At 74.5% G+C, this 23,418-nt stretch carries 14 protein-coding genes; 1 reads left to right on the top strand and 13 read right to left on the bottom strand.

Annotated features, from left to right (window positions below; translation table 11 throughout):
- Window positions 1-16 precede the first annotated feature (16 nt).
- The 13 genes from ACZ3ZD_RS12110 to ACZ3ZD_RS12050 all read right to left on the bottom strand — a co-directional run bounded on the left by ACZ3ZD_RS12110 (window position 17) and on the right by ACZ3ZD_RS12050 (window position 19,787).
- On the bottom strand, window positions 17-385 hold the full coding sequence (locus ACZ3ZD_RS12110) for a hypothetical protein (protein ID WP_467395699.1): 369 nt from the start codon (window positions 383-385) through the stop codon (window positions 17-19).
- An 87-nt stretch (window positions 386-472) separates the two neighbouring features.
- On the bottom strand, window positions 473-979 hold the full coding sequence (locus tag ACZ3ZD_RS12105) for a flavin reductase family protein (protein WP_467395698.1): 507 nt from the start codon (window positions 977-979) through the stop codon (window positions 473-475).
- 91 nt (window positions 980-1,070) lie between these two features.
- Complete coding sequence (locus ACZ3ZD_RS12100) at window positions 1,071-3,494, bottom strand: non-ribosomal peptide synthetase (protein WP_467395696.1); 2,424 nt, start codon at window positions 3,492-3,494, stop codon at window positions 1,071-1,073.
- Window positions 3,491-4,906, bottom strand: coding sequence for a serine hydroxymethyltransferase (locus ACZ3ZD_RS12095; RefSeq protein WP_467395694.1), 1,416 nt, complete (start codon window positions 4,904-4,906; stop codon window positions 3,491-3,493). Before ACZ3ZD_RS12095 ends, ACZ3ZD_RS12100 begins: the two co-directional genes overlap by 4 nt.
- Window positions 4,903-5,595, bottom strand: a complete 693-nt coding sequence (locus ACZ3ZD_RS12090; RefSeq protein WP_467395692.1) for a thioesterase II family protein — start codon at window positions 5,593-5,595, stop codon at window positions 4,903-4,905. The genes ACZ3ZD_RS12095 and ACZ3ZD_RS12090 overlap by 4 nt, the downstream gene beginning before the upstream one ends.
- Entirely contained in the window at window positions 5,586-6,869 is a 1,284-nt protein-coding gene (locus tag ACZ3ZD_RS12085) for a condensation domain-containing protein (RefSeq protein WP_467395690.1), read from the bottom strand. The genes ACZ3ZD_RS12090 and ACZ3ZD_RS12085 overlap by 10 nt, the downstream gene beginning before the upstream one ends.
- 5 nt (window positions 6,870-6,874) lie before the next feature.
- On the bottom strand, window positions 6,875-7,723 hold the full coding sequence (locus ACZ3ZD_RS12080) for an SDR family oxidoreductase (protein WP_467395688.1): 849 nt from the start codon (window positions 7,721-7,723) through the stop codon (window positions 6,875-6,877).
- A complete protein-coding gene (locus ACZ3ZD_RS12075) occupies window positions 7,720-9,045 on the bottom strand; it encodes an MFS transporter (protein WP_467395686.1) in 1,326 nt (441 codons plus the stop codon). Before ACZ3ZD_RS12075 ends, ACZ3ZD_RS12080 begins: the two co-directional genes overlap by 4 nt.
- Window positions 9,042-12,155, bottom strand: a complete 3,114-nt coding sequence (locus ACZ3ZD_RS12070) for a condensation domain-containing protein (RefSeq protein WP_467395684.1) — start codon at window positions 12,153-12,155, stop codon at window positions 9,042-9,044. The genes ACZ3ZD_RS12075 and ACZ3ZD_RS12070 overlap by 4 nt, the downstream gene beginning before the upstream one ends.
- Window positions 12,152-13,273 (bottom strand): MupA/Atu3671 family FMN-dependent luciferase-like monooxygenase, encoded by a 1,122-nt coding sequence (locus ACZ3ZD_RS12065; protein WP_467395682.1) that lies wholly within the window; start codon window positions 13,271-13,273, stop codon window positions 12,152-12,154. Before ACZ3ZD_RS12065 ends, ACZ3ZD_RS12070 begins: the two co-directional genes overlap by 4 nt.
- Window positions 13,266-16,358 (bottom strand): type I polyketide synthase, encoded by a 3,093-nt coding sequence (locus ACZ3ZD_RS12060; RefSeq protein ID WP_467395680.1) that lies wholly within the window; start codon window positions 16,356-16,358, stop codon window positions 13,266-13,268. The genes ACZ3ZD_RS12065 and ACZ3ZD_RS12060 overlap by 8 nt, the downstream gene beginning before the upstream one ends.
- Window positions 16,355-19,555, bottom strand: a complete 3,201-nt coding sequence (locus tag ACZ3ZD_RS12055; RefSeq protein ID WP_467395679.1) for a non-ribosomal peptide synthetase — start codon at window positions 19,553-19,555, stop codon at window positions 16,355-16,357. Before ACZ3ZD_RS12055 ends, ACZ3ZD_RS12060 begins: the two co-directional genes overlap by 4 nt.
- A gap of 10 nt (window positions 19,556-19,565) precedes the next feature.
- Window positions 19,566-19,787 carry a phosphopantetheine-binding protein gene (locus tag ACZ3ZD_RS12050; RefSeq protein WP_467395677.1) on the bottom strand — a complete coding sequence of 74 codons (222 nt, stop codon included), beginning with the start codon at window positions 19,785-19,787 and terminating at the stop codon, window positions 19,566-19,568.
- 450 nt (window positions 19,788-20,237) lie between these two features.
- On the opposite strand from ACZ3ZD_RS12050, the gene ACZ3ZD_RS12045 reads away from it, so the two are divergent.
- Window positions 20,238-23,390: a non-ribosomal peptide synthetase gene (locus ACZ3ZD_RS12045; RefSeq protein ID WP_467395675.1), complete on the top strand. Its 3,153-nt coding sequence runs from the start codon at window positions 20,238-20,240 to the stop codon at window positions 23,388-23,390.
- The last annotated feature ends 28 nt before the right edge of the window (window positions 23,391-23,418 follow it).

Genomic DNA, 23,418 nt, shown 5'->3' with positions numbered 1-23,418 from the left:
TGGGCGTCGCTCACCGTCAGACCCCTTCGGCGCGGTCCGCGGCGTCCCGTTCGTTGCGCTCGGCGCGTACGACGTACCACCGGCCGATGAGGACGAGCGCGGGGTAGGCGGCGACCCCGAGGACGGCCCACACGAGCAGTGCGCTGCCCGGCCGCGCCGCGGGGTCCGGCAGGGCCGCGAAGACGAGGGGCAGCAGCCCCAGCAGGACGACGAGCATCCCGAACCCGGTGAGCCCCAGCCTGAGTTGACGGCGCATCAGGTCACGGAGGGCAAGGGAGTCGACGGCCGGGCCGGGCCGCGCGGTCCCGTGCGCGCCCCGGCCCGCGCGGGCCACGCGCGGAACCCCCGTGACCACTTCACGACGGGGAGCCCCGGGTGCACTCATGCCGCGTCCTCCGACCGCGATGATCACACGTCGCAGTGGAGTGTACGCACCGGAAAACGGGAGCGACAGGGTCCGCGGCCGCTCGGGTCACTCGTCGCCGAGCCGGGCGTAGGCGCGATCGTGGTACAGCAGGGGGCGGCCGCCGGAGCGGGGCTCCACCGCGACGGCACGTGCGACGATCAGCCGGTGCTCGCCCGCGGGTACGGTCGCCTCGACCCGGCACACCAGCCACGCCAGCACCCCGTCGAGCACCGGGACGCCGTGCGGACCCCTCCGCCAGCGGGTCGGCGCGGCGAAGCGGTCCGGTCCGGTGGCGGCGAAGGTCGCCGCGAGGTCCCGCTGGCTCTCGGCGAGGATGTGCACCCCGACGTGGGAGGCGTCCCGGAAGACGGGCCAGCTCGACGAGGACGTGCTCATGGAGAACGAGACGGTGGGCGGGACGGCGGCCACGGACGAGAGCGAGGTGGCGGTGAAGCCGGCCGGCCTGCCGACGTGCGCCGTCACCACGGCGACACCCGCCGCGTGGTGGCGGAAGACGGACCGGAACGCCTCGGCGGTGACCGGCAGCGCGTCGGTGCCGGTGTGAACCCTCACGGTTGTGCCTCCATTGCTCCTCCAGGGGCGGGTGCGGGGACGCGGACGCGTACCGGCCCGGATCCCGGGGCGGGAACCGGGCCGGTACGCGTCAGGCGGGCGGCGGTGTGGAACCGGTGGCGGTGAGGTGGCCGGCGAGGCCGCGGACCGTCGGGTGACGGAACAGGTCGGGCCAGCGCAGGCCGTTGCCGATCCGGGTCAGGCAGCGCAGGGCGGACATGGAGTCACCCCCCAGTGCGAAGAAGTCGTCGTCGCGGCCGACCGCGTCGGTGCGCAGGACGTCCCGCCACACCGCGGCTATGTACTCCTCCCAGGCACCGACCGGAGCCTCGGTGGCCGCGGCGCCGGGGCCCGGTTCGTCCGGGTTCGGGGCGAGGTAGCCGAGGGCCTTGCGGTCGAGCTTGCCGTTGACGTTGAGGGGCAGCTCGTCCAGGACGAGCACCGCGGCGGGCACCATGTACGAGGGCAGCGCCTTGGCCAGGTGCGCGCGCAGTTCGTCGGGGCGCGGCGCCGTACCGGGGTGGGCGACGGCGTGCCCGACCAGTTGCCGGCCGCCGCCGGCGTCCTCCCGGGCCGTGACGACGGCCTCCCGCACCGCGGGGTGAGCCCGCAACACGGCCTCGATCTCGCCCAGTTCGACCCGCAACCCGTGCAGCTTGACCTGGAAGTCCTTGCGGCCGAGGAGTTCCAGGACACCGTCCGCGCGCCAGCGGGCGAGGTCCCCGGTCCGGTAGACGCGGTCGCGCACCTCGCCGTACGACCAGTCCAGGAACCGTTCGGCCGTCAGGTCCGGGCGTTCCAGGTATCCGCGGGCCAACCCGGTTCCGGCCAGGTGGAGTTCGCCGACGACGCCGGGCGGAACCGGCTGCCCCGCGTCATCGAGGACGTAGGCGCGCTGGTTGGCCATCGGCCGGCCGTAGGGGATGCTCGTCCAGGTGGGGTCGGTCTCCACGACCTCGTAGAGGGTGGAGTGGATCGATGCCTCGGTGGCGCCGCCGAGGACGATGAAGCGGACGTCGGGGGCGAGCGCCCGGACCCGGTCGGGCAGGGACACCGGGACCCAGTCGCCGCCGAGCATGACCAGCCGCAGCCGGGCCAGGTCCGCGCCACCGGTGTGCTCCAGGTGCTCCGTGAGCAGTTCCAGCAGGGCCGGGGCGGAATTCCAGACGGTGACGTCGTGCTCGGCGAAGAGCTGGGCCCAGTACGCCACGTCCTTGGCCCGGTCCGCCTCGGGTACGACCACCGTCCCGCCTGCCGCGGTGATGCCGAGGAACTCGTAGACCGACATGTCGAAGCTCGGCGAGGACAGGGCGAGGACCCTGTCCGAAGGGCCGACGGAATAGCGGGAGTTGAGGTCGGCCAGGTTGTTCACGACTCCGCGGTGGCGCAGCGCGATGGGCTTGGGCAGGCCCGTCGAGCCGGAGGTGTGGATGACGTAGCACAGGTCGTCCGGGCCCGCGGTGGCACCGGGGTCGGTCTCCGGAAGGCCGGCGAGGTCCGACGCCGTGCCGTCGAGGAGTCCGTCGGTCAGGACGACCAGCCGTTCGGTGCCGGGCGCCGGTGCGGGCAGCACCGTGGCCCTCAGCCGGTCGGTGACGACGACGTGGCAGGAGGTGCCCTCCAGCATGGTGGCCAGCCGTCGGCCGGGGTAGTCCGGGTCGAGGGGCACATAGGCGCCGCCGGCCTTGAGGATGCCCAGGACGGCGCAGAGCAGGGTGGCGGAGCGCTCCAGGCACAGTCCGACGCGGACGTCGGGACCCACCCCGGCCTGCCGGAGACGGTGGGCCAGCCGGTTGGCGGCGGCGTTGACCTCCCCGTAGGACCAGGTGCGGGCGTCGTGGACGACGGCGGGCGCACCGGGGTCGGCCGCGGCCCGCTCCTCGAACGCCGTGTGCAGGCAGGTGCCGTGGGGCAGGTCGGCCGCGGTGTCGTTCCACTCGGTCAGGACCCGGTGCGTCTCCTCGGCGGTGAGCAGGGCGAGCCGGGAAACCGGTGTGTGCGGTTCCTGGAGGGCGCTCTGCGTGAGGGTGCGCAGGTGGGAGAGGACGCGACGGGCCGTGTCGGCGAGGAACAGCCCCTCGTCGTACCGCAGTTCGGCGGTCCATGCGCCGTCCCGCCGGTCCAGGGCGAGGTGCAGCTCGTACGGCGGGGCGTCCTGCGGTCCGGCGCCGTGGGCGACCGCCACCGCGGGTGTGCCCTCGTCGGCGGTGGGGGTCAAGGGGGTGCGGCCGGCCACCAGGTCGGCCGTGGTGGAGTCCGCGGCGACGGCGTGTCCGGTGATGCCCTCGGGGGTGGCGAGCGCGATCCGGTCCTGGCCGGTGAGGCGGTGCAGCAGTGCCGCGAAGCAGGCGACGAGCAGGTCGTGGTCCGCCGCCGCGTCTCCCCGCACGGCGAGGGCTTCCCGGACCAGGCCGGTCGCGCGGGGCTCGGCACCGGCGCGGCGCGGCCGGTCGGCCGGGACGAGCATGGCGGGCCAGGCGGCCGGGGCGTCGGCGGTCACGATGTCGGGGCTCACAGGGAGTCTCCTGTCGGAAGGGCACCGGCGCCGCCGGTCCGGGCGATCGCGTGCGGCAGGGGGTGGCGAGCGCACAACGCCCGCACTCGCTCGCGGAGTTGGACGCGCTGGTGCGGGTCGAGGCGGTACTCGGTGTCGCTCAGCGGTGTGGTGGCGGCCAGGACGGCGTGCATGAGTTCCGCGCACTCCCGCATGTGTTCCGGCCCCATACCGCGCTGGGCGAGGATGTTGCAGCCCAGCCGGACGCCGCTGGTGACCAGGGGCGGCCGGGTGTCGTCCGGTATGCGGTTGCGGTTGACGAGGATGCCGCACTCCTCCAGGGCCCGTTCGGCGACCACTCCGGTGAGCCGGCTGTCGCGGAGGTCGAGCAGGACCATGTGGTTGTCGGTGCCGCCGGTGAGCACCCGGTGGCCCAGGCGTGCCAGTTCGGCGGCGAGCGCGCGGGCCCCGGAGACGGTCAGCCGCGCGGTGCGGGTGAACAGGGGTTCGGCGGCGAGCGCGAGCGCGCGGGCCTTGGCGGCGATCGACGCGGGAGCGGGGGTGCCCTGGGTCTGCGGGAAGACGGCCCGCTGCATCAGCCGCTCCAGCGGAGTGCGCCCGTCGGCCCCCGGGGCGCGGTGGTCGCGACCGCTGAGGATGATTCCGCCGCGCGGGCCGCCGAGCTGCTTGTAGGTGCTGGTCGTGGTGATGTGCGCGTGGTCGATGGGGCTGGGGTGCTCACCGGCCACGACCAGGCCCGCGATGTGCGAGATGTCGGCCAGCAGATAGGCGCCGACCGAGTCGGCGATCTCCCGGAAGCGGGCGAAGTCCAGGATCCGGGGGTAGGCGCTGGCACCCGCGATCAGCACGGTGGGGCGGTGTTCCCGGGCGAGTTCGGCGACCTGCTCGAAGTCGATCAGGCCGTTGGCGTCGAGGCCGTAGGACACGGCCCGGTAGTGCCGTCCGGTCACCGAGGCCGGGGAGCCGTGCGTGAGGTGACCGCCGGCGTCGAGGCCGAGTCCCAGCAGGGTGCCGCCGGGCGGCATGAGGGCGGCGAGCACGGCGAGGTTGGCGGAGGAGCACGAGTGCGGCTGGACGTTGGCATACCGCGCCCCGAACAGGTCCTTGGCACGGCGCACCGCCAGCCGTTCGACCTCGTCGAAGTTGGCCGCGCCGGGGTGGTACCGGGCGCCGGGATAGCCCTCGGCGGTGACGTTGGACAGCGCGGAGCCACTCGTGGCGAGGACCGACGGGGCGGCGATACTGGCCGACGCGACCATCGCCAGGGTGGTGTCCTGGTCGCGCACCTCCGCGTCGAGCAGGTCCGCGAGTTCCGGGTCCTCCCGGCGCAGTTCGGCAAGCCCCGCGTCGGCGAGTTCGGCCTGCCCGTACTCCTGCGCGGCCGGAAGCGGGGGCAGGGGTGCGACGGTCATAGCTGCTCCTCGATCAGGTGCCACAGTTCCGGCATGCAGTCCAGCAGGTAGAGATGGCCGCCGGGCATCTCGTACTCCGCGTAGTCCCTGGTGGTGAAGGTCTTCCAGTCGGCGACCCCCTCGGGGGTGGCCAGCGTGTCCGACGCGCCGCGCAGCGCGGTGAGCGGGATGGGCAGCGGGTCGCACTCCCCGGGCCGGTAGTCGCCGTACTGCTCCAGCAGCCGGGCGTCGGAGCGGAGCGTGGGCAGCAGGATGGCGCGCAGTTCCGGGTGGTCGAGTGCCTCGAAGCCGCGCAGGCTGTCCTGCTTCAGCCGGTCGACGGCCTCGTCGTCGTCGTCGCTGAGGGCCGCGTAGCCGCGGTAGCGGGGGCTGCGCGTGCCGCTGACGATCAGCCGCTCGGGCAGCGGTCCGCCGGTCTCGTACAGGTGGCGCGTGACCTCGTAGGCGATCAGTCCGCCGAAACTGTGGCCGAAGACGGCGAAGGGTTCGCCGGCCGCGGCCTCGGTGATGCGGCGGGTGACGTCGGTGACGCACTCGGGGAACGAGGTGTACCGGGGCCGGGAGAACTCCTCCTCGCGGCCGGGGAGTTGAATGGGCACGGCGCGGGCGCGGTCGGTGGCCATGGTCTTCCAGGAGCGGTAGACACCGGCACCGGCACCCGCGTACGGCAGACACATCACTAGTGCCATCTGGCGATCTCCTCGGTGGTGTTCGTGAGCAGGGCGAGCCGGCGCCCGACGGCGTCCGACAGCTTCGCGAGGCGTCCCGCCCAGAGCCCGCCGGCGGGGGCCTGGAGCATGCCCTCCAGGCGGTGGCCGGGCAGCTCGTTCACCTGGAGCAGGACCTCGGCCTGGGTGCCGAGCGGGGTCACGGGCTCGGTGCGCATCCGGACCGTGCCCGCGTCGTGCACGGGACGCGGCCAGCTCTCGTACGCGAACAGGGCCTGGTAGAGGGGCATACGGCGGCCGGGGCGGGTGCGTACGGCACGGATCAGGTCGTCCTGCGGGAGGTCCATGTGGAACAGGCCGTCGGTGAACGTCGCCCACGTGCGCTCGCAGGCGTCCGCCGCGTCGGGCAGCCGGACGCGCACCGGCAGGGTGGTCAGCAGGCAGCCGATCGCGTCCGCGAGGTCCGGGGTCCGGGTCGACACCGGGGTGCCGATGCAGAAGTCCTCGGCGCCGCACAGGTCGTACAGGGCCTGGGCGTACGCCGTGAGCAGCACGGCGAACGGCGGGCAGGCCAGGCGCCGGGCCGCCTCCCGCACCACGGCGCCCGCCTGGCCGGGGAACCGGACGGGGTGGCCGTGCGGCTCGGTCCGGGCCAGCTCCCGCTGGGTCGGGCCGTCGCTGTCACCCGGCAGATCGGGCATGCCGTCGAGCGCCGTCCGCCAGTAGGCGGAGAGTTCGGCGCGGCGTTCGGCGTCCGGCGGCCGTGGCACGGTGGAGGTGAGCGGGGCGGGTTCGGGTTCCCCGGCGACGACGCGGGCGTGGGCCCGGGCGAGGTCTGCGGTGAACACCTCGTGGGACAGGCCGTCGTACACGAGGTGGTGGGTGAGGACGTACAGGGTGGCGCCGGGCTCGTCACCGGTGTCCTCGGCGAGCGCGAGGACCACGTGCCGGCCGGTGGCGGGGTCGAGGAGCTCGCTGCGGGCCAGTTCGCGGGCGGCGCCGGTGAAGGCGGTGCCCGGGGGGAGTTCGAGCAGCGGCGGAGCGACGGGCGGTACCGTCGCGCACCACAGCTCGCCGTCCGCCGGGGCGAAGACCGACCGGAGCGCGGGGTGCCGGGCGACGACCCGCGCCGCCGCTGCGGCGAGGGCCGCCCGGTCCGGAGGGCCTTCGACGCGCACGGTGCTGAGCACGCGCCAGGCGGGTGAGCCCGGGGCGATCCGCTCGGCGAACCAGAACTGGCGCTCGGTCGCGGAGGCGCGGCGCCGTCCGGCGTGCTGCGCGGTGGAGGTGTCCATGGGCGTCACCGGGCCGAGTAGCCGGCGTCGACGCTCAGGGTGGTGCCGGTGACGCGGCGGGAGCCGTCACCGGCGAGCCAGAGCGCGGCGGCCGCCACGTCGGCCGGGTCGACCAGGGTGTTCATCGGCTGGTCGGCGGTGAACAGGTCCTCGTGCTCGGCCGCCGGTACGTCGAGCGCCCGGGCCACCTCGGAGAGCATCCGGCCGTCCATGGCGGGTTCGTCCCGGATGTTGCCGGGGCACACCGCGTTGACGCGCACGCCGTACGAGGCGTAGTCGAGGGCGCTGGCCTTGGTGAGGCCGACCAGTCCGTGCTTGGCCGCGACGTATCCGGCGAAGTTGCGGTAACCCACCAGGCCCGCGGTGGAGGCGATGTTGACGATCGAACCGGAGCGGCGTTCGACCATGGCGGGAGCGAACACCTTGGTGGCGCGCCAGGCGCCCCCCAGGTCGATGTCCACCATGAGCTGCCAGTCCCCTTCCGCCGTCTCGTGCACCGGCAGCCCGGAAGGCGCCACGACGCCCGCGTTGTTGACGAGCACGTGCGGCGCGCCGAAGCGGTCGTGCGTCCGCTCGCGCAGCTCGGTCAGGGCCGCGAGGTCCCGGACGTCGACGGCGGCGGTGAGCACGTCGGCCCCCAGGCGGCGGCAGGCGTCGGCGGTGTGGGCGAGCTGGCTCTCGGAGCCCATCGGGTAGGGGACGCCGGGAATCGGGGCAGCCACGTCGAGCAGGACCAGGTCGGCGCCCTGGGCGGCGAAGGCCAGCGCACAGGCCCGTCCGACACCGCGCGCGGCGCCCGTGATCACGGCCGTGCGCCCTTCGAGGGTGCCGTCGTCCGGGTGTGCCGTGGTCATCGGGCGTTCGCCTCCTCGTCCATCCGGGGCCCCGGGTCCGTGCCGGGCGCGGCCTCGTCCGCCGCGTCGCCGGTGCCGGGCCGCTCGTCCATGGCGCGCAGCGCGGGCCACCGCCAGCTGACGGCGATCAGGACGAGGTAGACGAGGCAGAAGCAGAGCATCGGGACGCGCAGGCCGGCCAGGTCCACGAGCCATCCGGCGGTCAGCACGCCGAGCGGGGCGGAGGTGAGGGCCATGGCGCCGGTGAGGCCGAAGACGCGGCCGCGCAGGTCCTCGGGAACCCGCTCCAGCATGACCGTCGAGAGCATCGGGTTGAGCGGTCCGCCGGCCACACCGACCAGGAAGCAGATCACCGTCACGCCGATGGCGCCGGGTTCGAGGTAGAGCGCCATGCGCAGTACGGCGACCACCGCGAAACAGCCGAACAGGGTGTAGCGGCGGTTGGACAGGACGCTCCGGCTGGCGGGGCCGTACAGGAGGGTGCCGACGATGGCACCGGTGCCGACCGCGCCGAGGAACCAGCCCATGGCGGCGCTGCTGTGCAGCACCTCCTGGGCGTACACGGGCAGGAAGAGCGGGGTGAAGGCGTCGTCGAGGAAGTTGGTGACGACGACGAAGGCGGTCATCGCGCCGATCACCGGCATCGTCCTGACCAGTGCCGCGCCCTCGCGGAGCTGGCCGAGGAAGCCGGGCCCGGCCGCCGCGTCGCCCCGGGGCCTCCTGGGCTCGGCGGCCGGCACCGCGAAGGCGACGAGCGCGGCGGCGGCGAGGAACGTCGCGGCGTCGACGTACATGCCGACGGCCGAACCGGTCGCCGCGATCAGCACGCCGGCCAGGGGCGCGCCGGCCACCAGGCCGAGCCGGGGGGCCGCCTGGTACCAGGAGTTCACGCTCTCCAGCCGCGCCCCGGCGCCTTCGATGACGGGCTTGAGCAGCGTCATCCGGGCGGCGGTGGCGGGGGTCGCCACGACCGTGCGGGCGAACAGCAGGCCGAGCAGCAGCGCAATGGGCAGCCCGGTCGTGGCGTCCAGCAGCGGTACGAGCAGGACCAGGATTCCGGCCGCGAGGTCGGACAGCACGCTCAGCCTGCGTCCTCCGAACCGGTCGACCAGGACACCGCCGACGGCGCCGGCGAAGATCAGCGGCAGTGCGCCGATGAACCCGGCGAGACCGGTGGTGGCGGTCGAACCGGTGGTGTGCAGGACGAACAGCGGCACCGTCACGATCGTGATGGCGTTGCCGAAGGCCGAGAGGTACTGGGCCGTCAGCAGGGCCACGAGGGGCCTGCGGCGCGGCGGGGCCGTGGTGGCGGGCTCGGTCATGACTGTTCCCCCTGCCGGTCCCGGCGCTCCCGGCTGAGCCGCGCGAAGAGACGTTCCATGCTTTCCTCCGTCACTCCGGTCACCCCTGGCAGGCCGTCCGGGAGTCGGTTCCGCCGCTCCCCCGCGAGCAGGTCGCGCAGTTCACGGACCGCGGCCCCGGCGGCCTCGCGGACGGCGCCGCCGTCCACCGCGTCGGGGTTGAACAGCCAGCGCAGGACGGCGTGGCCGTCGCGCACGCCGACCGCGATGTCCACGTCCACCTCGCGCTCGGCCTCGGCGTTGCCGGTGGCGGCGGTCTGCGCCGAGGCGACGAACGGGCCGGCCGAGCCGTCGACCGGATCCGTCAGCTCACCGAGGTGGTTCACGATGACCCGCGGCCGTGGCAGGGCCGCGAACTCCGCGCGCAGGCCGGGGTCGGCGGCGCAGGCCAGCAGCCCGAACGTCTTGCCGGAGTCGGGGATGCCGCGCAGCGCGGTGACCGTGGCGCGCAGGTCGTCCTCGGCCGGGCCGCCGGTGAGGGGCACCCGGAAGGGGTGGGCGGCCGAGTAGAACCCGACGGCCCGGTCCGGATCCCAGTCGGGCAGCGCGGCCAGCGGGTCGCGGCCCAGGCCGATCAGCCACACCGACGGCTGGTCGTGGGGCGCCCAGGGGCGCAGCGCCCGGGCCACGGCGGTGAGGGCCGCCGCCTGCAGGGTGCCGTAACCGTCCGGGGGCAGGGGCAGCGACACCTCGAACGACTGCTCACCGGCGTAGGTGTTGGGGCCGTCCAGGCGCCAGCGGTACGGTCCCGCGCCGCCCGACTGCGCCCGCCAGTACGCGGCGTGCGGTGCCGGGTCCAGACCCCTGACGACGGCCGCGTGTTCGGCGTAGCCGGCGCGTTCGGCGGCCGGCGGCTCACCGCGGTAGGCGGCGGCCAGGTCGGCGATGACGATGCCCCAGGACATCCCGTCGATGACGAGGTGGCTCGCGCCGACGATGACGCGGTCGGCCTCGCCGGGGGCGCCGGGCAGGTGGCTGACGGCGAACAGCGGTCCGGTGGCGCGGTCGAAGCGGGCCCGCTGCGCGGCCACCACCTCCCGCGGGTCGGTGCCGGCGGGTTCCACCGACCAGTGCCAGTCCGCGCCGGGCACGAGCCGGGCGCCGAGGGTGTCGTCGGGGCGCACGGCGGTGGTCAGCGCCGGATGGGAGCGCACCACGTCCTCGGCCGCCCGTCGCAGCCGCTCGGGGTCCAGCGGGCCGGCCGCGGTGAGCACGTGGCTGTGCGAGAGGTCCTCCACCCGGGACAGGCCCCGGCTGAGGAGCATCTCCTGCTCCGGGCCGAGCGGCCCGAGGGGCGGGAGCGGCGCACGGTCCGCGGGAGTGTCGCGGCGGGAGGCGAGGACCTGGGCGATGCCGGCCGGGGTGGGGTGGGCGAAGACGTCCTTGAGGGTGACGGTGAAGCCGTCGCCGCGCAGTTTGTGCGCGAGCCGGACGGCGAGCAGCGAGGTCCCGCCGCTCGTGAAGAACACCGCCTCGGGACCGGCCGGTTCGGCGCCCAGCACCTCGCGCCAGGCCTCGTGGACCCGGGCGAGGGTCTCGGCGGCGACCGGGCCGGCCGCGGCCTCGCCGGGCGCGGTGCCGGCGCCGAGCAGGGGTGCGGGCGGCACGGGCAGGGCCGGGGCGGGCCGTCGCAGCGGCGCGTCGGGGTGCCGCGTGAACTGCTCGATGAGCTGGAGCAGGCGGTCGGCCATGGCGGCGACGGTGGCGTGCTCGAACAGTGCCGTGCGGTACTCGATGCGTCCGTAGACGGTCGCCCCGACCCGCCACCAGGCCGTCGTCAGGTCCATGGTGGAGATGCCCTCGGGCACGGCGTTGGCGTACACCTCGGCGCCCGGGAGTTCGAGGGTCTGCGAGTCGTCCAGGTCGAGTTGCACCAGCATGGTCTGCAGCAGCGGGTACTGGTTGGTGGAGCGGTCCGGGGCGACGGCCTCGACGATCTCCCCGAAGGGCACTTCGCGGTGGTCGGCCACGGCCGCGGCGGAGGCCGCGACGGCCGCGAGCACGTCCTTGGGCGCCGGGTTCTCCGGCAGCCTGATCCGCAGGGGGACGCTGGTCAGCAGGAATCCGATCAGCGGTTCCGCCTCCGGCTCGTTCCGGGTCGAGGTGGGGATGCCGATGATGAGGTCGCGCTGGCCGGTGACCTCGTACAGCAGCGCGGCGTAGACGGCGGTCATCGCCGTGGCGGGGGTGGTGCGTGCCTCCCTCGCGTGCCGGAAGAACGCCTCGGCGACCGTGCCGTCGAGCGTGAAGTTGTAGTGCTCGCCGCTGTGGTCGGTGGTGTCGGGGCTGTGGTCGTAGGGCAGGGCGAGGCGCTGGGGCACGCCGTCCAAGAAGGTCCGCCAGAACTCCCGGTGGCGGTCTCCGTGCGGGCCCGCGAAGCGTTCCCGCTGCCAGTGCGCCCAGTCGCCGAACTGGACCGGCATCGCGGCCAGGCGCGGCGGCCGTCCCTCGGCCAGCGCCCGGTAGTGTTCGAGGAGTTCCTCGTTGAGACGCACGTACGACCACTGGTCGACGAAGGAGTGCGGCATGGTCTCGACGATCTGGTGGTCGTCCTCGGCCACCTTGGCGACCGCGAGCCGCAGGACCGGGTCGGCGGCCAGGTCGAAGGGGCGGCGGACCTGCTCCGCGATGAACCTCTGCCGGCGCGCCTCGATCTCGTCGGCCGGTATCTCGGTGGTGTCGTCACGGGTCAGGTCGGTGAAGCTCAGGTCCGCCCGCCGGTCGGGGTGCACCCGCAGGAAGGGGCGGCCGTCCTCGGCCTCGGCACCGGAGCGCAGCAGCTCGTGACGGCTCACCAGGCCGTCCGCGGCGCGCCGGAAGAGGTCCGGGTCGAAGGCGCCGCGCACGCGGAGCCCGTAGCCGAGGGTGTAGGTGGTGGTTCCCGGGTGGAGCTGGTCGAGGATCCAGAGGCGTTCCTGGTCCATGCCGAGCGGGAACCGGTCCCGGGGGCCCGGCCTCGGGCGCAGTACGGGGCCGTTGCGGGCGGCGAGCCGGCTGGTGAGCGCGGCGCGCTGGGCGGGGCTGAGCCGGGCGAGCCGGGCCGTCAGCCGCTGGTCTGCGGGGATGCTCATGCGGTCCTCTCGACGGCCGGGGCACCGAGGTGGAAGAGGGTGGGCAGTGCCTCCAGGACGTCGGAGGCCGGCAGCCCGAAGTCGACCAGGCAGCCCACCTCGTCGGCGCCCGCCTCGGCCAGGTCGGCGAGGACGGCGCGGGCCTTGGCCGGGCTGCCGAGGAGCGAGGGGCCGGTCAGGAAGTCGAGGTAGGCGCTCTCCAGCAGGACGAGTTCGTCGCTGCTGCGGGTCTGGTTGCGGAAGGAGCGCAGGTAGGAGTGCATGGCCGGGCGGAGGAAGTCCTCCAGGTCCGGCCGGTCGCTGACGTACGCGTGTGTCATGACGACGACGTCGCCGTCGCCGGGATGACCGGCGTCCTTCCAGGCCTGTCGGTAGCGGGCGATGTTCTCGCGCAGGGCGGGCATCGTCTGCCCGAGGAGCGCGGTCGCCACCCCGTATCCGGCCTGGGCTGCGGTGACGAACGTCTGGGGGGTGCCGGTGGCGGTGAGCCAGACGGGCAGTTCGGGCTGGACGGGCCGGGGGCGGGTCAGCACCTGGGTGGTGGTGCCCGCGGTGGACGGGTACGGCACGGTCTCACCGCGCCAGAGGGCGCGGATGTCCTCGATGGTGCGGCCGGTGACCTCGCGCCGGTCCTGGTAGTCCTCGCGGGCCAAGGCGAAGTCGTCCGGGTGCCAGCCGCTGCCGAAGGAGAGGCCGACGCGTCCGCCGGAGAGGCCGTCCACGACCGCCCACTCCTCGGCCACGCGGGCGGCGTGGTGCAGCGGGGCGGCCACGCTGCCGGCGCGGATGCGGATGGTGCTGGTGCGGGCGGCGACCGCGGCGGCCAGGACCGACGGGTTCGGTGAGAAGCCGCCGAACTCGACGAAGTGCCGCTCCGGGAACCAGACGGCGTGCTGGCCCGCGGCGTCGGCGGCGGCCGCCGCCTCCAGGACGAACGCGTAGTAGGCGGCGGCGTCGGCGTGGTCGGCGCTGGCGAAGAAGTAGAGACTGCGGCGCAGTTTCCCGGACAGTTCCACCGGGCCCCGCCGCTGTCCGGCTCGCCGGGCGCGCAGGCCCGCGCTCAGCTGGCGTCGCTGCTCGGGGGTCAGCGCGTCGAGGCGCGCGGAGAGATCACTCATGGCTGGTCCGCCCCTCCTCGCTCTCGATCTCCTCCAGCAGTCGCAGCAGGGCGACGTCGTCGCGTTCGGCGGCGAGTTGCTCGGCCCGTGCGATGAACGCGGCGAGGGAGGAGTTCTCGTACAGGTCCTGGAGCCGGATCTCCACGAGGAGGGCGTCGTTGATGACGCTGACCAGGTGGGCGGCGTGCAGGGACGTGCCGCCGAGGTCGAAGAAGTTGTCCTCGGGCCGCAGTTCGGCGATGCCGAAGGTGTCCTGCCAGAGGGCTCGGACGGCTTCGGCCGTCCCCGCCTCCTCGACCGGTTCCACCGTGGCCGGTGCCTCCGGGGCCGGTGCCTCGGTGCCGGGTTCCCCGGCGGCCGCGGTGACGGGGCCGGCCGCGGAGGCCGCGCCCGGTGCGGGCGTGTCGGCCGGGCGGCGGGCGTCGAGGGGCTCGGGTTCCGGGGCCGCGATCCAGTGGCGGTCGTCGGCGAAGGGGTAGGCCGGCACCGGCACGACACGGGCGGGCCGTGCGGGGCCGGTCAGGGTGTGACCCGCGGTCCACAGCGCGGCCAGGGCGCCGTACCAGGCGGTGGTCTCGTCCGAGCCGGTACGGTCCGCCGCGTCGACGACCTGGATGTCGCGCCGTGCGGCGAGGGCCGCCCGGCGGACCTCCGCGGTGGCCGCGTGCGACCGGTGCAGCCCGAGGACGCTGTCCGGGGCGGCTTCGAGCAGTGCGGTGACCGCGTCGGCGAAGCGGACCGGTCTGCTCAACTGGCTTCCCCAGTAGGCCGGGTCGACCGCCTGGGCGTCGGTGAGCAGCGCGCCGGTGAGTCCGGAGACGAGGGGCACGGCGGGTGCCGACAGCGTCAGGGTGGCGACGAACGCCTCGAACTCCTTGGCCGCACCGGCCATCGCACGCGAGTGACCGGCGCGGGTGACCGGCAGGCGCGTGGTACGGACACCCGCGTCGGCGCAGCGTTCCTCGAAGGCGGCGAGCGCCTCGTCGGGGCCGCCGCAGACGGTGTTGTCCGGCCCGTTGAGCACGCAGACGTCGACCTCCAGCCCGGCGGCGAGCCGTACGGCGGTCTCCTCTCCGGCGCGCACGGCGGTCATGCTGCCGGGCTCCGCCGAGGCCATCAGCCTCCCGCGCAGCACGGCGGCGGCCACCGCGTCGGGCACGGAGAAGACACCCGCGTGCGCGGCCGCGGTCAGCTCTCCGACGCTGTGTCCGAGCAGCAGCCCCGGGACGAGGCCGTGCCGCTCGGCGTGGCGCAGGCCCGCGAGGCCGAGGATCAGCAGCAGCGGCTGGACCACGGCGGTGTCGAGCAGGCGGGGGTCGTCGGCCGGCCAGTTCCGGGCGTCGGAGAGGTCGGGGCCGCCGGCCCGGCTCACCTCGGCGGCGAGTTCGGCCAGGTCCGCCGCGAAGCCGTCGTCCGTGGAGGCGAGCCCGGCTCCGGCGCCGGCGAGCGGGACGCCCTGGCCGGGCAGTACGACGGCGAGCCGCGGCGCGGTCAGGGCGCGTCGGCTGTTCCCGGCCGGGGCGGTCGGGCCGGACAGCGCGGTCAGTGCGGTGACGAGGCGGTCGCGGGCCTCGACGGGGTCGGCGGGCAGGGGGGCCGCCCACCGCTCGGGCAGCGCCCTGCGGTGGTGCCACAGCGTTCCGGTGACCTCGCCCACGGGGATGTCGGCGCCCTCGCCGGCGAGCCATGCGGCCAGGTCGCGGGCCTTGCGCCGGAGGGCTTCGGGGGTGGCCGCGGACAGCGCGGCGAGGTGGGGCTCCCGGCGTGTCGCCGGCGCCTGCTCGTCGGGGCCGGCGGGCCGGGGCGCGGCGGTCAGCAGGACGTGGCAGTTGGCGCCGCCGAGGCCGAACGAGCTGACGCCCGCGGTGCGGGGCCGGCCGGCGGGCCAGGGACGGGAGACACGGGGCAGTGCGAAGGACGCGGAGCCCAGGTCCACATCGGGGCCGTCGCCGGGCTGGGACGGGGTCGGCGGCACCACGCCCGACTCGACCGCGAGGACCGCCTTGATCAGGCCGATGACGCCGGCCGCCGAGTCGCAGTGCCCGATGTTCGGCTTCACCGAGCCCAGGGCCAGCCCCGAGTCCGCGGGCCGTCGGCCGTACACCTCGGCCAGGGCGGCGAGTTCGACCTGGTCGCCCAGGGTCGTGCCGGTGCCGTGCGTCTCGACGTAGGCGACGTCGGCGGGTTCCAGCCCCGCGACGGCGAGGGCCTCGCGCAGGACGTCGGCCTGGCCCTGCGGGCTGGGCGCGGTGGGGCTCATGCGGGCGGCACCGTCGTTGTTGACGGCGCTGCCCAGCAGGTAGGCGCGGGCGTTCTCCCCGGTTCCGGGCAGGTCGGAGGCCCGGCGCAGCACCACGATCCCGGCGCCGCTGGAGGGTACGGTCCCGGCCGCGCCCTCGGTGAAGGCACGGCACCGGCCGTCGGGCGAGGTGATGCCGCCCTCGGTGTGGACGTAGCCCTGTTCCTCGTCGAGGTGGACCGTGGCCCCGCCCGCGATCACGATGTCGCACTCGTAGGTGAGCAGGCTGCGGATCGCCTGGTGGACGGCGACGAGGGACGTGGAGCAGGCGGTCTGCACCGTGACGGCGGGCCCGGTCAGGCCGAGCCGGTACGCCAGGCCGGTGGCGAGGAAGTCGCGTGAGTTGCCCAGGGCGAGCTGTTCGGTGCCGAGGACGCGGACCGTCTTCTCGTCCTTGAGCACGTGCTCGCGGTAGTAGGTCTCGCTGCCGCACCCGACGAACACTCCGATGCGGCCCGTGGTGCGCTCGGGGTCGATGCCGGCGTCCTCCAGGGCCTGCCAGGCCACTTCGGTGAGGACGCGGTGCTGCGGGTCGGTCGCCGCCGCCTGGGCCGGCAGCATGCCGAACAGGTCGGCGTCGAACCGGTCGAACCGGTCGATCTGTCCCGCGCGCAGACCACTCGCGGGCCCGGCGGCCGGCAGGGAGACGACACCGTCGGTGATCGACTTCCAGAAGCCGTCGGGATCGGTGCTGCCGGGCACGCGCAGGGACATGCCGATGACGGCCACGGCGTCCGCGCCCTCCGGGACCGTACCGGGGTCGTGGTCCTGGCTGTACTCGCTCACGCTTCCTCCTGGTTGGCCCGGCCGCCGGCGGGCGGGCCGATGATCGCCGCGAGGCGGCGCGGGGTCGGGTTACGGAATATGTGCTTGAGCTGGGAGCCCGGGAACCCGGTCGTGCGCTGAAGGGTGTTGAGCCGGACCGCGAGCAGTGAGTTGCCGCCCAGCTCGAAGAAGTTGTCGTCGACTCCCACCGGGATACCGAAGAGCTCCTGCCACACCCGGGCGAGCCGGTCGGCGGCCGTGGACCCGCCGGGGGCGGCCGGCCGGCCGGTGCCCCGGGTCTCCCGTGGCGCGGCGGTGTCGTTGCCGCGCGCCGGTTCGGGCAACCGGCTCGTGTCGAGTTTCCCGTTGACGGTCAGCGGCAGCGACGGCACCGGGGTGAGGGTCGCGGGCAGCATGTGCGAGGGCAGCCTGGCGGCGAGCCACTGGCGCAGCTCGGCGAGGTCCGGCGCGGCGTCGGTGCCGACGAGGTAGGCGTCGATCCGCGCCGTGGCCGCGTCGTGGGCGTCCCGGACGACGGCTGCGGCTCCGGTGACGGCGGGGTGCGCCAGGAGCGCTCCGCTGATCTCGCCGAGCTCGATGCGGTGGCCCCGGATCTTGACCTGCCCGTCGAGCCGTCCCAGGTGCTCCAGTTGGCCGTCCGGCAGGAGCCGGCCCCGGTCGCCCGACCGGTAGAGCACCTCCTCCGGGAGGCCGGCCGTGCTGCCGGGCACGAAGCGTTCGGCGGTCAGTTCGGGCCGGTTGAGGTACCCGGCGCTGACGCCGCTGCCCGCGACGTGGATCTCGCCGGGGACCCCGGGAGCCACCGGGCGGCCCTCCTCGTCCAGCACGTACAGCCGCCACCCGGGCAGGGCGGGCCCCACCGAGCGCGTCCCGGAGAGGGCGTCGGCCCGGGTCAGGTCGCGCCACGTGCAGTGCACCGTGGTCTCGGTGATGCCGTACATGTTGACCACCCGGCAGGTCCGCTCCGGGTAGCGGTCCATCCAGGGCAGCAGCATCCGCGGGTCGAGCGGTTCACCGCCGAAGATCAGCAGACGGACGGACAGGTCGTCTGCCGAGGCCGCGTCCGCGGCCAGGAGCTGGGCGAACGCCGACGGGGTCTGGTTGAGCACCGTGACGCGTTCGGCGGCGAGGAGGGCGTGGAAGCCGTCCGGGTCGCGGGCGATCCAGTGCGGTACGACGACCAGGCGGCCGCCGGTCAGCAGGCAGCCCCAGATCTCCCAGACGGAGAAGTCGAACGCGAAGGAGTGGAAGAGGGACCAGACGTCCTCGGCGCCGAATCCGAATCCTTCCGGACCGGCCGTCGCGGCCAGCAGAGCGGCGACGTTGCGGTGCCGTACCAGGACCCCCTTGGGCGTGCCGGTCGAGCCGGAGGTGTGGATGACGTAGGCCACCCGTTCCGGGTCGGGTCCGGGCAGCGGGGTGTCGGCCCGGGCGGGCGTGGCGTCGGCGGGCAGCAGGGTGAGGTGCGGTGGCAGCAGTTCCGGGTCGGCGTCGGTCACCGCCGTGGTGAGGCCGGTGTCCTCGGCCACGAAGGCGAGCCGTTCGCGCGGATAGTCCGGGTTGAGGGGGACGTAGGCGGCGCCGGCCTTGAGCACCGCGAGCAGGGCGACGACCAGGTCCGTGCCGCGGTGCAGGCACACGCCGACCCGGTCCCCCTCGCGCACGCCCGCTTCGGCCAGGGACCGGGCGAGAGCGGTGGCGCGGTCGTCCAGCTCGCGATAGGTCAGGCGCTGCTTGTCGCAACCGACGGCGACGTGGTCCGGCAGCCGGTCGGCCTGCCTGGCGAAGAGCGAGACGAGGTCGGCACCTGCCGGAACGGCGTCGGCGGACGACGGCGCGGCGGGTTCGGTGGGACCGGTGCCGGTGGACGACGGCACGGCGGGCTCGGCCGCTTCGGTTTCGGCCGGTTCGGTTTCGGCGGTCGACGGCACGGCGGGCTCCGCCGGTTCGGTCGCGGGGACGGTGGAGAGGCGGGCGAGGGGGGTGTTCGGGTTCTCGGTCATGGCAGCGAGGGTGGTCTCCAGCTGGCGGCAGAAGAGGGTGGCCGCCGCGGCGTCCACCTCGGTCGCCCGGTGGCGCAGCAGGCCGCGCCGCTCACCGCCGAGGTCCTGCCGGACGTAGAGGGCGAGGGGGAACTGGGCCGGGCCGAAGCCGGGGTCCGGCAGCGGGGTCGCCGTCGACTCGGGCGTGACGATGTCGGGCAGGGTGCGGCAGGGGACGACGACCAGGGAGAAACCGGCGCGGTCCGCGGCCGGCAGTACCGTCGACAGGGGCAGGTCGGCGTCCCGGTAGGCGGTCATGGCCCGGCGGTGGGAGCGGCGCAGGTAGTCGCTCACGCTCTGGTCGCCGTCGGTCTCCAGCGGCACCGGCACCGTGGCACTGAAGTAGCCGACGGCGGTCGCGTGGCGCGGGGTGCGGCGGGAGACGGTGGTGCCGAGCACGGGGCGGCCGGTGCCGCTGTTCCGGCCCAGGACCAGGCCGGCGACGGCGAGGATCATCGAGTGCCGGGTGATGCCGAGTTCGGCCGCCAGTGTGCCCGCGGCGTCCCACACGGCGTCGCGGACCAGCAGGGGCACCGCGCCCAAACGTCCTTCGGTGCCCGGTCCGGTGGTGCGGGCCCAGTCCAGTGCGGCGGACACACCGGGCTGGAGCCGGCGGGCGAGTTCGGCGGCCCGCTCCCGCCGCTCGGGCGGCAGTTCGTGCTGGTCGAGGGACCACTGGGCGAAGGATTCGGCCGGGAGGCCGGGCGCGTCACCGAGCAGCCACTGGGCGAGCACCGCCATGGACGTCTCGTCCACGACCAGGTGGTGGGCCGTCAGGCAGAGGTGGGCGGTACGAGGGCCGTGGCGGACCAGGACGACGCGCAGCAGGGGGCCGTCGTCGAGGTCGAAGGGGCGCAGCGCTTCCCGGCGCAGGCGGGCCCGGGCGAGCGGTCCGTCGGGGTCGACGGGTGCGTCGGCGAGGAACAGCTTCGGGGGGCGGCGGCTCGGGGCGAACACCAGCCGGCCTTGGTCCTCCGTCACCCGTGAGCCCAGGAGCGGGTGGGCGGCGAGCAGCGCCGCGAACCGGGCCTGGAGGGCGTCCTGGTCGAGGGTGCCGTCGACACGCAGAAACAGCGCGGAGTTGTACGTGGCCGGGTCCTGCGCACTGCGGTCCGCCGCGTACAGGTCGCACTGTCCCGGGGTGAGGGGCAGCACCACCGCCCCTCTAGTCACGGCCGCCGACGGCCCGGAAGAGGGTGTCCGCGTCCGGGGCTTCCAGGATTTCCAGGTAGTCGAGCTCCCGCCCGGTCAACCTGAATACCCGGTCGGCGAACAGCACCGCCTTCAGCGAGTCACCGCCATTGGCTATAAACCCTGTGTCCATGTCGGCTTCATCACCGAGCATTTCTTTCCAGAGTGCGGCGAGCTCTTCCGTTGATACGCGCATCGCAGATCCTCCCGTTGCGTCCTCGAATAGCGCTTCTCCCGACACGGAACATCACCAACCAATGACTCTCGACGGTGACTGCAGCCCGGAGGCCGCGAGAACGAAAAAGATCATTGCCGTATCAGAACGGAGCTGTCAACCAAGATCTTCAGGAAACAAAACGACGAGAACCGGCCATCGTCCGGATTCCACAGGTGTTTTTGTCGGCCCGGACGGGTAACGCGGATAAAGGGGGCGAAAATCGAACATTCCCGCAGGCTCCGCCCGTATTTTTTCGACATTGCGGCCGGGTCACATCACAGGTTTGGTGGCATCTTCAACTAAAATCGCCGCGCCTTCTGCTGCATATGCCGCCCGAATCGACCAATTGCGCCCTGATCGATCTTGACGACTCCGGCGGCCCCACCTACGATCCGGAATTTCTTGCAGTCGACCGAATAAGGACGCCGAATGCAGAATCCTGCGACTCCCGGGCAACTCCGTTTCTTCGTACTCGACATGCAGCAGCCGCGGCCGGCCATCGTGCATCCCCTGACCGTTTCCGGCGCGGTGGACGTCGACCGGTTGCTCGCGGCGGTGAGAGCCGTTCTGCGCGCGCAACCGGCCCTGCGCGTCTCCCTGCACATGGAGCCCGAGGGTCTGGTCCAGCGCCTCCACCCGGTGTCCGAGGTGCCGGTCGACGTGCATGCCCTGCCGGAGGACGAGGAGGCGGCACGCGCGACCCTCGAACGCCATCTGGCCGCGCTCGCCGTGCCGTTCGACCACGATGGCGCGCCGCTGTGCCGTGTCACCGTGCTGCACCGCGCCGACCGGGCCCACCTGCTCTTCTCGGTGCACCACGGCGTCTTCGACGACGGTTCCGCCCCGGCCCTGCTGGCCTCGCTGACCACCGCCCACGGGACGGGCCCGGACAGCCTCGCCGACGCCGAGGCACCGGGGGGCGCCCTCTCCCCCGAACGGCTGGACGTCCTGCGGAAGTTCTGGGCCACCACGCTCGGACAGGCACCGGAGAACTGCACCCTTCCGCAGCTCGCGCCCGGCGCGGACCGGGCCCGCGCGTCGGTCGCCGCACGCTTGCCCGACGCCCTCGTGGACGGCATGCGCCGACGCGCGGCGGAGACCGGGGCGAGCCCCTTCACCCAGGTGATGAGCGCGCTGGCCTGGGTCGCGGGGTGGTACGGCGACACCGACGACATGGTGGTCGCCACGGTGAGCGGGGCCGAGCGGGACACCCAGGGCATCTCGGCCGTCGGCTGTCTGCAGAACACCATCCCGGTCCGCGTCGACCTGGCCGGCGCCACCACCGAGAGCCTGCTCGACCGGACCCTGGAAGCCCTCCTCGACGCGGTCGAGCACGCGGAACTGCCGCTGGAGGAGATCCTGGCCGTGACCGGTGCGCCACGGCACCCCGACCGCAAGCCCTTCACCCAACTGATGTGCACACAGGGCGAGTTGTTCACCGAGACGGTCGACGCGTCGGGCCTGCGCTGGCGGATGGACCCGCCCGGCTCCGAGCAGGTCGAGTACGACCTGAGCGTCACCCTGCTGCACGCTCCCGACGGCGGCGAGCACCTGGTCGTGGCCCATCCCCGCACGGCCCTCGACGCGGGCACCGCGCAACGCTTCCTCGACCACCTCGTCACCGCCCTCGGCGCCCTGACCGCGTCGGATGCCCGGCCACTGACCTCGTGCGACCTCCTGAGCGCGCCCGAACGCGCCGAACTCGCGGCGCTCACCGGCACTCCGGTCGGCGTCGCCGCCGATCCGGTGCACCGCGTCATCCAGAGCCGGGCGGACCAGGCCCCGGCGGCCCCGGCCGTCCGCGCCGGCGGAGCCGAGCTGGACTACGCCACCGTGACCAGCCGCGCCCGGGACCTGGGGGCGGCCCTCCTCGCGGCGGGTGTGGGCCCGGGCGACCGGGTCGCCATCCACCTGGACCGGTCACCGGACCTGGTCACCGCCGTCCTGGCCACCTGGTGGGCGGGCGCCGCGTACGTGCCGCTCGACCCCGACCACCCGGCCGAACGGCTGCGCTACGTCCTGCGGGACGCCGAACCCGCCGCGTTGATCGCCCGGGCGCCCCTGCTGCCGGACCTGCCGACGCTGGCCCCGGACTCCGCCGCACCCGCACCGGCGAGCTGGCCGGAGGTCGCCGCCGACGCCCCCGCGTACGTCATGTACACCTCCGGCTCCACCGGCCACCCCAAGGGCGCCGTCATCCGCCACGACAACCTGTGCGCCCTGTTCGCGGCCTTCGACGCCGAGTTCGCCGAGGGCCCGGCAGTCGTCCTGGCGGGCACCAGCTCGTCCTTCGACATCAGCCTCATCGAGCTGGTCTGGCCCCTGACCGGCGGCCGCACCCTGCACCTGACCAGCCACCGCACGGTGCTCCAGGACGTGCCGGACCCCGACGGCGCGTTCTACCAGTGCACCCCGTCCGCCGCCCGGCTGCACACCGCCTCCCCGGAGGGCCGCGCGTTCCTCGGCCGGCTCGGCGCCCTCCTGGTCGGGGGCGAGCCGCTCGCCTCCGACCTCGCCGACGACCTCGCCGGTCTCGTCCCCGGTCCGGTCCTGAACGGGTACGGCCCGACCGAGGCCACGGTGTACACCACGCTGTGGCGGGTCACCCCGGGCGCCCGCGTGCACATCGGCCTGCCCCTGCCGGGCGTGCGCTGCCACGTCGTGGACGCGCACGGCCGCGATCTGCCCCCGGGTTGCCCCGGCGAGCTGCTGATCTCCGGTACCGGCGTGGGCGACGGCTACTGGCAGCGTCCGGACCTGACCGCCGAGCGCTTCCCCGCGCTGCCCCGGGCCGGTGGTACCACCGGCTACCGCAGCGGCGACGTGGTGTCCTTCACCCCCGGCGTCGGGCTCAGGTTCCTGCACCGGGCGGACGAGCAGGTCAAGGTGCTCGGCCAGCGCATCGAGGCCGGGGAGATCGAGACCACGCTGCGCCGGCGTCCCGGCATCCAGGACGCCGCCGTCGCCCCCCTGCCGGACCGCACCGGAGTCGTCGCCTTCCTGGTACGGGACGACGACCCCGCGGCGGGCCCCCAGCCCTCCCCACTGCCCGCCGCCGTCGCGGCGGAACTGCGGCGCGGCACGGCCGACTGGCTCACCGGGGCCATGCTGCCCACCGCGTGGTACCGGGTGGCCGGCCTGCCCCGCTCCCCCAACGGCAAGCTGGACCGGCGGGTTCTCGCCGACTGGGCCGCCGCGAGCGCCGAGGCGGGGACGTCCGCGGCGCCGTCGCTGCCCGGGACGGCGGCCGCCGCGGTCGTGGACGTGTGGGAGCGCGTCCTGGGCGAACCCGTCACCGACACCGGGGCCACCTTCTTCGAACTCGGCGGCACGTCCTCCGGCATCCTGCGGGTGCTGGCCCTGCTGCGGGAACGCCATCCCCGGCTGCACGCGGCGGACCTGTTCCGGCACACGACCGCACGCGGGCTGGCCGGGTTCCTCGACACCCTCGACCACGCCGGCCCGGACGACGCCCCGGCCCCCGCCGGCGCGGCCCGGCCCCCGGCCCCGGCCGAGGTGCCGGCCGGTGCGCAGCGCGGTGCGCGCCGCGCGCAGGCGCTGCGCCGCTGGGCCCGCCGGTGACCCCCGCCCCCGTTCCGCGCCCCTGGAG

The organism is Streptomyces sp. NPDC023481, assembly GCF_055560195.1.
Note: the sequence above shows the minus strand (reverse complement) of the source record. Positions and strands in the feature narration are given on the sequence as shown.